Here is an 11,892-nt window from a genome sequence, read left to right as displayed (position 1 = left end):
TCCTTTCGAACCTGAACGCGGGAGTCCGATTCTGTACGAAACGTCAGCGTGTCGGGACTGGCACCTCCGCGCCCCCTCTTGTCGGCCACCGGCGCCCCGGTGTTGAACCGGATCGGCGGGCGGGCACCGTTCGGCCCTCGCTAGGCTGGACGGACGCCACCGCCGCACCGCACGGAGGAGCCTTGGAGATCCGGACCGCTCAGGAGCAGGCCTGGGAGAACAAGATCGACAAGGGGTTCAACGTCACCGACGTGCCGCTGGAGTTCGGCCTGCTCACGGCCGAGGTGGGCGAGGCGTTCACGGCCTGGCGCAAGCGGCTCCCGGACTTCGGCGAGGAACTGGCCGACGTCTTCCTCTATCTGGTGGCGCTGGCGGAGATGAACGGCGTGGACCTGGACGACGAGGTCGCCCGCAAGCTGGAGAAGAACCGCCGCCGCGCCTACGTACGCGACGAGCGTGGAGTCCTGATCCGGATCAAGGAGGGCTGAGGCCCTACGTGTGGGCCGCAGCCCAGGCCGCGAGCTCGGCGCGGGCGGCGCTCAGCAGTTCGGCGGAGGGGTCGGTGGCCCCGTCGGTGACCAGCGCGAAGTGGACGTCGCCCGCTTCGGGCGCGGTGAGCAGCAGGCGGCGGCTCCCGGTGCCGCCCGGCTCGGGCGCGACGGCTACCGGGGTGTGCGCCGTGTAGGCGGGCGGGCCGGAGGCGGCGCCGAGGTCGGAGACGACGGTGGTGGTGGCGAACGAGGCCGGCAGATGGAGTTCGGTGGGCGCGGCCACGCCGTTCGAGCGCCACAGGAGCAGTCCGTAGCGGCCGGTGCCGACGAGCTGGGCCGCATGCGGGAGCGCGGCCGGAACGGGGTTCCAGCTCAGCGTGGTGGAGCCGTCGCGGGAGCGGTCCTCGTAGGTGAAGGCGAGGACGCGGCCGGCCGTGGCCCCGGGGTAGAGGCGGTCGAGCAGCCGGGCGTCCTGCCGCAGCGCCGGTGCGCCGGAGTCGTCCAGGCGCACGGCCGAGAGGTCCTCGTCGTTCCAGGCGTCGCCGGAGGTGCGGACCTTGCCGGGGTTGCCGTTCATGAGCTCGTGGTGGCGGCCGCTGTACACGTCCCACTGCCACTGGGTGCCCGAAAGGACCGGCCCGGACGCCAGCGGGTCCGACCACCAAGTGGCCCCCGGCAGCCGGGAGTCCAGGCCCTGGTACATCGCCTTGAGGACGCTCGGCGCCTTGTCGGAGACGGTTCCGGTGAGCGGATGGCCGAACTCGCTCACGACGGCGGCCGTGTTCGCGGCGGCGGCCCGGTCGCGCACGGCGCCGAGGTCGCGTGCGTACTGGCCGTCGCCCGCCTTGCCCCACATGAAGACGCCGGAGATCGCCTTCTGGTCGTAGAAATGGGTGTTGAGGACATAGCGCGGTCCGAGGGCGCCCGCGTCGAGGAGCCCGCCCTCCTGCCGCTGGAAGTCGAGATTGGCGTTCCAGAAGAGGTTGGGCTCCACATACGCGGGTTTGGCCTGCCACCCCGCCGCGTCCATCCGGGCCCGGAAGCGCGTATAGAACGGCCAGAGCACGTCCCGCTCCCAGGTACGGCTGGTCTGCCCGGTGTCGTAGCTCCCCGCGTACGGCTCGTTGTACGGGTCGAATCCGGCGACGGCCGCGAACTCCTCGGCGGTGAGGTGCTCGGCGAGGTGGGCCAGGGTGGTCCCGGCGGTGGCGAGGAAGGCGTCCTGGATGCCGCGCGCGTTGTGCCAGAAGTCGTACGACGCGCGCTTCACGGCCTCGTTCTGGGTGATGTTCTGGCCCCAGAACAGGCAGATCCCGCAGGACTCGTGCGGATAGCCGCCGGCCGCGACGACCCAGGCGGGGGCGCCGTCGCCGGTGTACCAGCTGCCGCCGTCGAAGAGGTGGCGGGAGAACAGATCCTGGTGGAAGTCGGGCAGCACCCGGATCCCGGCGTCCAGGAAGGCCCGCATCTGCTCGGTGACGGCGGCGAGATAGCCGCGGTCCACCTGGCCGCGTACGGGTTCGGCCGACGCCCAGGAGAGCAGGAACCGTACGGTGTTGGCGCCGCCGAGGGCGCGCACGGCGGTCGCGGAGGCGCGGGCGTCGGCGACCGAGGCGAACGGCAGCCCGCCGTGCTCGGCCAGTTTGGTCTCGCCGGAGACGTTGTAGCCGCGCAGCACCACCTCGCGGCCGAGCCCGTCGACCAGGCGCCCGTCCTCGACGGTGAGCGTGGACGTGCTCGCCCCGTCGAACCACTGGGCGCCGGGGAGCCCGTCGGCGGCCGAGGGCGGGGTGCCTCCCGCCGCGAGGAGCGCGGCGAGGAGGACGAGGACACCGAACGGACGCGTCCACGACTTTGGCATGCCCATTACCATCATGGCGGCCAGGAGCACAGTCAACCCTCCGGAAGCCCCGCACCCCCCAAGGGGCGCGGGGCTGCGACATTCGCGCTCCGCCGCGTGGGCGCGACCAGCCACGCACGGTCCGCGGCCGACCAGCCACAACAGCCTCAGCGACGACGGAACACCGCGACCGTCCGGGCCGGTACGGTGAACGTGCCCGAACTCGCCTCGTACGACGCCGACTTCACCGTGGCATCACCGCCCGTCGCCTGCACGGGGTGCAGCACGTACCCATGGCCCGTCAGATCCGCGACCCGCTGGGCCTGCCGGTCCGGGGTCGCGTTGAACACGACCACCAGCTCCCCGAGCCGCATCGTGATCACACCCGGCGTCTCGTCCTTGCCCGACAGCGGGAACGAGAGCGCGGACCGCACCTGGGCCGCGGTGGCCAGACGGAACGCCGGATCGGTCGTACGGATCTTCAGGAGGTCCCGGTAGGCGGCCGAGGCGGACGTGATCTCCGGGCACCCGACCGCGAGCGTCGACGCCGTCAACAGGGGCTTCGCATAAGCCCACTTGGACTGGTTGTCCGCCGCCGGAGGCAACCCGCGGCCGAAACCGTTGCCGTCCGCGCAGTCCCAGTGGATCGCGTTGAACCAGTCGCCGCTGTCGAAGGAGTTGCGGTCCAGCGACTTGGAGCGCAGCAGATCCGTACCGGCCTGGGAGAGCGCCGGCCCCTGCGAGAGCGCGGCGGTGGCCAGCGCGAGCACCTGCATCCTGGCCCGGTCGGCCGCCGGGGTGGAGCGCGGCAGCTTGAACGCGAGCGCGTCGTACAGCGACTCGTTGTCGTGCGCGTCGGTGTACGCGAGCGCGTCGCCCGGAGCCTCGGCGTACCCGGCCGGGGCGCCGTTGTAGTCGACGTCCGCGCCCTTGACCGTACGGCCCGAGGTGTCGGTGAAGGTGTATCCGGCCAGGTTGCCGGAGAGGCCGACCTTGATCAGGTCCTGGTAGTGCAGCAGCCGGGCCCGCTGTTCGGCCGGGGTTCCGTTGGCCGCCGAGGAGTTGGGGTCGGTGTAGAGACCGGAGGCGAAGCCCTGGACGCCGGGGTCCTCGTCGAAGGGGCCGCCGCCGCGCACCGCGTCGCGCGCCCGGTCCGAGAAGGTCGCGATGCCGGTGCCCGCCATGTTCTTCTGGGTCGCCTGGACGAACCGGGCGTCATCGGCGACCTCGCCGAAGTTCCAGCCCTCCCCGTACAGGACGATCTTCTTGCCGTCGACGCCGTCCTTGTCGGGCGTCAGCGCGTCGAGCGCCTTGCGGACCGCGAGGATGTTGGCCTTGGGGTGGTGGCCCATCAGGTCGAAGCGGAAGCCGTCGACCTTGTACTGCTTGGCCCAGGTGACCACCGAGTCCACGACGAGCTTGCCCATCATGGCGTTCTCGGGCGCGGTGTTGGCGCAGCAGGTGGAGGTGGCCACGGTGCCGTCGGCGAGCAGCCGCTGGTAGTAGCCGGGCACGATCTTGTCGAGGACCGACTTGTCGGCCTGGCCGCTCGCCACGGTGTGGTTGTAGACGACGTCCATCACCGTGCGCAGCCCGGCGCCGTTGAGGCCCTGGACCATCTGCCGGAACTCGACCGTGCGCCGGGTCCCCTCGGGGTCGCTGGCATAGGACCCCTCGGGCACGGTGAAGTGCAGCGGGTCGTAACCCCAGTTGTAGGCGTCCTTGGCGGCGGTCTTCGCCACGCACGCCTGCTGCTCAGGCGAGTCCGGCGCGTACACCTTGAGGTCACAGGCGGGGACGGCCTGGTCGGACTTCTTCTCCGGGATGGTGCCGATGTCGAATGCGGGGAGGAGGTGGACGTACGAAGTGCCGGAGCCGGCGAGCTCCTTGAGGTGTTTCATGCCGTCCGAGCCGGTGTCGGTGAACGCCAGGTACTGGCCGGGGTGGCGGGAGGTGGGGTCCGCGACCGAGAAGTCGCGGATGTGCAGCTCCTGGATCTGCGCGGCGCGCAGCGGCACGGCGGCGGGCTTGCGCAGGGTCGCCCAGCCCTTGGGGGCGAGCCTCGGGTCGGCGAGGTCGACGACGAGGCTGCGGGCCGAGTCGGTGGTGAGGGCGGTGGCGTACGGGTCGGTGACCAGGTTGGTGACGACCTTCTGGACGCTGGGCGCCCACACCGTCACGGCATAGCGGTACGGCTTGCCCGACCAGCTCCTGGGACCCGTCACCGACCAGACGCCGGTCGCGTCGTCGCGGCGCATCGCGACGGTGTGGCCGTCGAGTTCGAGGGCGACCCGCTGGGCGGTGGGGGCCCAGAGCGAGAGCGTCGGACGCCCGCCGGTGAAGACCGGGCCGAGCGCGGCCCCGGTGGCCCGACCGCCGTGGACGTCGTCGAGGACACCCTGGGTCTGGACGCCGGTGGCGGCGAGCAGGGCGCCGTTGGCGAGGCGCTGGGTGGCGACGATCTGCCCGGTGAGAGCCTGGGCGGCCCGGGCGCGGTCGCGCGGGTCGACGGTGAACGCCGCGTACTTCCTGAGGTGCGGGAACCTGGCCTTCTGCGCGTCCGTCAGACCGCCCGGCACGGGGGTGAGCCGCAGCCAGTGGCCTTCGCCGGTGAGGACGCCGTCCTTGACTGCGAGACCGCCCTTCGGCGCGTACACCAGCTGGTGGCTCGCGGCCGTGGCGCCCGTGTCCCAGGCGACGGTGTCACGGTCGATCCACTGCGCCCGCGACTTCGACAGGTCGAGGTCGGCGGCGGAGCCGGACGTCATGGGCAGAAGGTACTTCTCGACCCCGCCCAGGAGCCACACCTCGTGCGAGTACGCCGAGAACTCCAGGGAGCGGTCGGAGCCGAACTCCTTGGTGTCGCCCTTGTGCAGGATGTAACTCAGGCTCGACGCGCCCTCCTTGAGGGGCACCTCGAAGACCGCGCCGAAGGCGTCGGTGCGCACCGGCGGAAGCGGGCTCGACCAGTCGGTGGGCGTCGCGGCCCCCGTCCAGGTGTGGATGCCCCAGCCGCTGTAGTCGCCGTCGGCGCGCTGGTAGTGGATGACGGCCTTGGCGGTGTCCTGCGGCGGATAGGTCCCGGCGGGCGGCGCGGTCAGTACCGCGTCCTTGCCCTGCTCGACCCAGACCTCGCCGGTCCGGCCGACGTCGATGGTGCGGTCGCCCGGGACGTCCTTGTTGCCGTCCTTGTCGATGACGAGGAACCCGACGCTCGACGCACCCGGCTTGAGCTTGACGTGGGCGAAGGCGCCGTAGGCGTCACGGCCCGTGAAGGCGTGGCCCGCGGGCCAGGTGGTGGACTCGCCGTCGGCGAGATCGCCCCAGGCGTAGAGCCGCCAGTCGGTGTAGTCGCCCGCCGGGCGCTTGTAGTGGACCACCGCGTAGTCGCGCCGGGTCGCGGTGGGCGCCGGTTCTGCGGCGGGAGCGCCGCTGGTGGTCGCGGCGGTCGCGCTCGCGGTGCGCCCGGCCGAGTCGACGACAACGGCCTTGTAGCGCAGGGGCGTTCCGGCCGCGAGGGTCGCGGGCAGATGCTGGACGACCTTGTACGGGGCGTGGTCGGCGGAGCCGAGGACCTGCCACTTGCCGGTACCGGTCCGGGCGGCGAACACCACCCGGTTCAGCTGACCGCCGGCGGTGTCCGCCGCGATCTCGACGTCACCGGTGGCGCCCGGCGCCGGGGCCTTGAGGGTGAGCGAGGGCCGCGCGGCGGGGGCGCCCAGGGGCTTGGCCGCCTTGTAGACGACGGCGGAGAGGGCGGGCACCCGCACCGAGACGCGGTGGTCGGCGGCGCTGGTGAGCGTGCCGGACGCGCCGTAGATCCCCGTGAAGGCGGTGTTCGCGGAGCCGGTCGCGAACTCGGCGGTCTTCTCCTCGGTCGCGTTGTTGACGGCGACGACGTACTCGGTCCCGGTCTTCGCGTCGGTGCGGGAGAAGGCGTAGACGCCCTTGCCCTGCGCCGCGTACCGCTCGCTCTGCACACCGTCCGCCAGCGCCGGGTTCTGCCTGCGGAGCTTGGAGAGAGCGGCGATCGCCTTGTAGAGCGGGTGCTCCGGATCGAAGGCACTGCTCGCATGCGTACGGGTGGTACCGATCTGGGCATCGTCCAGATAGTCGGCGACCCTGGACGGGAACATGGTCTGCCGGGCGTCCTTGTCGCCGCCCGCGCCCGTGAAGCCCTGCTCGTCGCCGTAGTAGACGACGGGGTTGCCCCGGCTGAGGAACATCAGCTCGTGGGCGAGCCTGTCGCGCCGCAGCAGTTCGGCGGCGTCGGCCCGCGGGTTGTCCTGGACCAGGAAGCCGCCGATCCGGCCCATGTCGTGGTTGCCGAGGAAGGTCACCTGCTCATAGGCGTTGGCCTTGTCGGTGGTGTAGCGGTAGTCCTGGCCGAGGGCCGCGGCCAGGTCGCCCGCGGGGCCGCCCTGCGAGACATAGCTGCGCATGGCCTGCTGGTAGGGGAAGTCCAGGGTCGCGTCGAGTCTGCCCCGGGTGACGTACGGGGAGGTCACGGACGGGTCCGCGGAGTACACCTCGCCGTAGATGAAGAAGTCCTCGCGCCCGTGCTTCGCCGCGTAGGCGTCCAGGGCGGTCGCCCACTGGGTCCAGAAGTCCATGTCGACGTGCTTGACCGTGTCGACGCGGAAGCCGTCCACGTCGAAGTCCTTCACCCACTTCTCGTAGATCTTCTCCATGCCCCGCACGACCTCGGGCCGCTCGGTCCACAGGTCGTCGAGCCCCGAGAAGTCCCCGTACTCCGCGCTCTCACCGGCGAACGTCGAGTCGCCCCGGTTGTGGTAGAGCGTGGGGTCGTTGAGCCACGCCGGGACCTTGGCGTCCTTCTCGGCGGCGGGCACGGTCGGGGTGTACGGGAAGGAGCCGGGGCCGACTGCCGGGAAGCCCTTGCCGCCGGCCGCGTAGGCGCTGTCGTCGAACGGGGTGCCGTCCTTCGTCAGATACGGGAACGCGCCCTTGGAGAGGTACTGGGAGCTCTGCCCGGTGTGGCCGATGACGTCGGCGGTGTGGTTGGTGATGACGTCGAAGAAGACCTTCATGCCCTTGGCGTGGGCCTTGTCGATCAGCCGCGCCAGATCGGCGTTGGTGCCGAAGTGCGGGTCGACCTGGGTGAAGTCGGTGATCCAGTAGCCGTGGTACCCGGCGCTCTGATCGGCGCCGGTGCCCTGGACCGGCTTGTTCTTGAAGATCGGCGCCAGCCAGATCGCGGTGCTGCCGAGCCCCTTGATGTAGTCCAGCTTCTGCGTCAGGCCCTTGAGGTCGCCGCCCTGGTAGAAGCCCTTGTCGGCCGGGTCGTAGCCCGTCACCGAGCGGCTGCCGGTCAGGCCGCCCCTGTTGTTGGCGCCGTCGCCGTCGGCGAACCGGTCCGGGAGGACGAAGTAGGGCTGTTCCCGGGTGAGTTCGTGCCGGGCGGGCTCGGCGGCGAGCCGGGCGTCGGACGGCGGGGCCGGGGGCGCCGCCGGCGCCGGATGCGCCGCGGGCGCGGCCGACGCGAGCAGCGCGAGGGCCACGGCGGCGGTGACGGCGGTTCGGCGCGGAGAGCCGATCACGGGACGTACTCCTTCTACAGGGGGCTACGGGGTGCGGGGCACGGGGAGAGCGTCGGGCAGGCCGGTCAGTCGCGCCAGGGGGCGTTCACGTCACTTGCCGCCGCACGTCCTGGCGTCGACGTGCAGGGCGAGCGCGGTGTCCGGGGCGAGGGTCGCGGTGAACTGCCCGCTGCCGTCGACCGTGACGCTCCGGCCGCTCTGCACATCGCAGTAGCCGCCCGCGGGCAGCGACGTCTGGAAGGCGCGGGTGAGCGAGGAGCCCTCGTGGTTGATGGCCACGTACGCCTTGGCGCCGCGGCCGAAGGCGATGGCGTTGCCGCCGTTGTCCCACCAGTTGGTGACCCCCGCGGTGCCGGCCGTGTTGCGGAATCTGACCATGGAGCGGACCTCGGGCCAGGCGTGCTGGCACTTCCACCCGTCGCTGTAACAGGCGTTCACCTGGCCGTTGTTGGGCGGGCCCGCGTCCTTGTCGCTGAATACATAGCCGGAGTGGACGTCCGGGGAGCCGTAGGGCCAGGCCAGCATGAGGACATGGGCCAGGGTGTACCGGGCGCCGTCGTTGTAGGTGAGCGTCTGGCCGCCGCGCTCGGTGTCGTGGTTGTCGACGAAGACCGAGGCCTTGCCCGAGGTCATATAGCCCCAGCCCTCGCCGAAGTTCCTCAGGTACGCGAGCTTCTCGTTGGTGAACACCCGCTTGAGGTCCCAGGAGTAGCGGAACTCCTGGGCGTCGCCGGTGTTGAAGTACTCGGTGGGCTGTACGGCCTCCCCCGCGCCGTAGATCGTCTCCTGCTTCCAGTAGACGCCCGGGTTGCTCAGCCGGGACTTGATGGCGGCGAGGTCGTCCTCGGGGATGTGCTTGGCCGCGTCGACGCGGAAGCCGTCGACGCCGAGCGAGAGCAGGTCGTTCAGGTACCCGGCGACGGTGTTGCGGACGTACTCCTCGCCGGTGTCGAGGTCGGCGAGGCCGACGAGCTCGCAGTGCTGCACGTTCCAGCGGTCCTGGTAGTGGGTGATCTCGGACTTGCAGTCGTCCAGGTCGGCGCCGGAGTACGTGCCGGGGTAGTTGTACTTGGTGTACGCCGATCCGGCGGATCCGGTGCCGGAGCCGCTCGTCATGTGGTTGACCACCGAGTCGGCGACGACCTTGACGCCCGCCGCGTGGCAGGTGTCCACCATGGAGCGGAAGGCGGCGCGGTCGCCGAGCCGGCTGCCGATCTTGTAGCTCACGGGCTGGTACGCGGTCCACCAGGCGTCGCCCTGTATACGTTCCTGGGGCGGGGACACCTGGACGTATCCATAGCCGTCGGGGCCGAGTTCGTCGGTGCAGGCCTTGGCGACCGAGGCGAAGTTCCATTCGAAGAGGACGGCGGTCACGTCCTTGGGCCCGGGTGCGGCGGCCTGTGCCTGCGGGGCGCCGAGGACGACGCTGCTCGCGGCCCCCGCGACGAGCGCGACGGCGGCGGCCAGTGATCTGCGCGTGCGACGGGTGCGGGGGGTGCCGGCGGTACGAGCGTCCATGGGGGGGACCTCCGTGCGGGGATGCGGGGGACGGAGCAACCTCCCGGGCGGCGCGGCCCGGCCACCCCAGGAGGACTCTGAATGTTCTTGCTGAAACAACCGGAAAGCTATTGCGGTCGAGACCGTAGGCGGCCCGGACGGCCTGGTCAACCCTTTGGACACACCGTCGCCATGCCTGTGAAATCTCACCGCCTTCTCTCCGCAAAGCCTTTCGCAAGAGATTGCAGTGGTGTTACTTTCCACCACAACTCAGCCCCGGACGCGCCCCGAACGGCCGGAGCCGCCGCACCCAGGGGGTGCGACGGCTCATGGACGTCAGAGGGACGGGACCTCGGAAGGAGAGAGCCTCAGAAGCCGATCGCCTCGCGGACGAGCACGACGGTGCTGCGCTGCGGAACGACCTCGCGGGCGTTGATGAGGATCTTGGCGACGACGCTGCGCCTGCCGTAAGCCTGCTGGGCGCGGACGTCCTCCTTGGGCAGCGAGTACGTCTCGATGCGGCGCAGCGCGGTGTCCAGGTCGGCGACGACCTTCTGGGCGCCGACCACCCAGACCGCCCGGCCCGCGCCGAACGCGTACGCGGCGAGCTGGCTGCCGCTCGCGGAGGCGGTGACGAGACGGCCGTCCTCGGTCACGGCGTGCACGCTGCCGACGACGACGTCGGGCGCGGAGCGCGTGGCGCGCACGTCGTCGTTGCGGACGCGCGGGTCCCAGTCGGCCTGCTCGGCACGGATGCTCTTGAACCGGCCCGACGCGTCGATGTCCTCCTGGATCCCGGAGAGCCGCAGGGTCTCGCTGGTCGAGGCGAAGATCGCCTTGTCGGTCGGCAGAGCCTCGGCGACGAGCTCGCGGGCGTCGGCGGCGGTGTCCACTATGTGCACGGCAAACCCGTTGCCGAGCAGGGCCTGGGCGGCCCGTTCGATGCTCTCGGCGCTCGCGGCGACCGCGAAGGTCTCGTCGGCGGGCAGTGTGGTGATGGTCTTCTCGCTCATGATCAGAAAACTTAGCGCCGAGACGCGAGTCTCGTTCGAGCGTCGCTGGATCGGGCAACTGCGGCGCCCCGGCCATCGCATAGGCTCGGCCACGACATGAAGAGCAACCTCGCCCCGCTGGCGCCCAAGGCCGACCAGGACACCGTGCGGCGGCACAACCTCAGCCTGGTGCTCCGGGCGGTCCACGACGAGGGTGAGACGACCCGGGCGGGCGTCGCGGCGCGCGTCGGGCTGACCCGGGCAGCCGTGTCTTCCCTGGTCGAACAGCTCATGGAGGGCGGCTTCCTGACGGAGTCGGGCAAGACGTTCAGCGGGCAGGCGGGGCGGCCCGGCACCGTCCTCAAGCCGGCCAGGACCGGCGCCGCCGGGGTCGGCGTCGAGATCAACGTCGACTATGTGACCGTGTGCGTGGTGGATCTGACCGGAACCGACCGGGTGCGGCTCACCGAGCACCTGGACAACCGGGTCGCGGCGCCCGCCGAGGTGCTGGCCCGGGCGGCCCGGATCGCCTCGCACGCGCTGGACTCCGCCCGGCAGCAGGAGCTGCGGCCCGCCGGGGTGACGCTCGCCCTGCCGGGCCTGGTCGCGGGCGGCGCGGTCCGCCAGGCACCGAACCTGGGCTGGAACGGCGTCCCGGCCGACGCCCTGTTCGCACAGGCCCTCACGGAGTGCCCCCACACCCTTGCCCTGCCGGTGAGTTCGGAGAACGAGGCCAACCTCGCGGCGCTCGCCGAGCTCTGGTTCGGCGGCCCGGCCGAGGCCCGTACGTTCCTCTACCTCTCCGGTGAGATCGGCGTGGGCGGCGCCCTCGTCCTCAACGGCGAACTCCTGCGCGGCGCGCACGGCTTCGCCGGGGAGATCGGCCATGTGCCGGTGGACCCGGCCGGCCCCGCCTGCCGCTGCGGGGCGCGGGGCTGCCTGGAGCAGTACGCGGGCCAGTCGGCGCTGCTGCGCGGGGCGGGCATCGAGGAGGACGCCGGGGCCGCGGGCGTGGCCGAGCTGGAGCGCCGGGCGCGGGCGGGCGACGAGCGCGCGCTGGCGGCGCTCGGCACGGCCGGGCTGATGCTGGGCCGGGTGCTCGCGGGCGCGGTGAACCTCGTCGACCCGGAGGCCGTGGTGCTCGGCGGTGTCTACCGCGCACTGGCGCCTTGGCTGTCGCCCCCGGCCGAGGCCGAGCTCGCCGCCCGGGTGGTGTCGGGTCTGTGGCCCCGCGACTCCGGCCGCCTGCGCGCCTCGTCCCTCGCGGGGGACGCGGCCCGGGGCGCGGCGGCCCTGGTGGTGGAGGCGGTGCTCGACGATCCGGCGGGGTGGACGGAGGGGACGCCGGGCTGAGCCGGGCGGCCCGGCGTCGACGTCAGGAGCTTGCCCGCAGAGGTGCCTCGCCCAGCCGGGACTGGCCAGGGGACGCCGGGCTGAGCCGGGCGGCCCGGCGCCGGCGTCAGGAGCTTGCCCGCAGAGGTGCCTCGCCCAGCCGGGACTGGCCGCCCGGG

At 71.8% G+C, this 11,892-nt stretch carries 5 protein-coding genes and 1 pseudogene; 2 read left to right on the top strand and 4 right to left on the bottom strand.

The genetic code is table 11. From position 1 onward, the window contains the following. Positions 1 to 182: 182 nt before the first annotated feature. Positions 183 to 488, top strand: coding sequence for a MazG-like family protein (locus ACFWA7_RS14385; RefSeq protein ID WP_385537604.1), 306 nt, complete (start codon positions 183 to 185; stop codon positions 486 to 488). Positions 489 to 492: 4 nt separating this feature from the next. Here the strand turns inward: ACFWA7_RS14385 and ACFWA7_RS14380 are convergent, their stop codons facing one another. The 4 genes and pseudogenes from ACFWA7_RS14380 to ACFWA7_RS14365 all read right to left on the bottom strand — a co-directional run bounded on the left by ACFWA7_RS14380 (position 493) and on the right by ACFWA7_RS14365 (position 10,402). Next, entirely contained in the window at positions 493 to 2,352 is a 1,860-nt protein-coding gene (locus ACFWA7_RS14380; RefSeq protein WP_385823084.1) for a cellulase family glycosylhydrolase, read from the bottom strand. A 146-nt stretch (positions 2,353 to 2,498) separates the two neighbouring features. Continuing rightward, the gene (gene pulA / locus ACFWA7_RS14375) at positions 2,499 to 7,889 is read right to left on the bottom strand and encodes a pullulanase-type alpha-1,6-glucosidase (protein ID WP_385823123.1); all 5,391 of its coding nucleotides are present in this window, start codon (positions 7,887 to 7,889) and stop codon (positions 2,499 to 2,501) included. A gap of 99 nt (positions 7,890 to 7,988) precedes the next feature. After that, positions 7,989 to 9,410, bottom strand: a pseudogene (locus tag ACFWA7_RS14370) (alpha-amylase family protein); the annotation flags it as partial. Positions 9,411 to 9,757: 347 nt separating this feature from the next. Next, positions 9,758 to 10,402, bottom strand: a complete 645-nt coding sequence (locus ACFWA7_RS14365; protein ID WP_385823082.1) for an LUD domain-containing protein — start codon at positions 10,400 to 10,402, stop codon at positions 9,758 to 9,760. Between the two features lie 96 nt (positions 10,403 to 10,498). Here ACFWA7_RS14365 and ACFWA7_RS14360 point away from each other — a divergent pair, with 96 nt between their 5' ends. Then, on the top strand, positions 10,499 to 11,734 hold the full coding sequence (locus tag ACFWA7_RS14360) for an ROK family protein (protein WP_385537595.1): 1,236 nt from the start codon (positions 10,499 to 10,501) through the stop codon (positions 11,732 to 11,734). Positions 11,735 to 11,892: the final 158 nt, after the last annotated feature.

It is taken from the genome of Streptomyces sp. NPDC059994 (genome assembly GCF_042737755.1).
In the GTDB taxonomy this organism is placed as follows: domain Bacteria; phylum Actinomycetota; class Actinomycetes; order Streptomycetales; family Streptomycetaceae; genus Streptomyces.
Note: the sequence above shows the minus strand (reverse complement) of the source record. Positions and strands in the feature narration are given on the sequence as shown.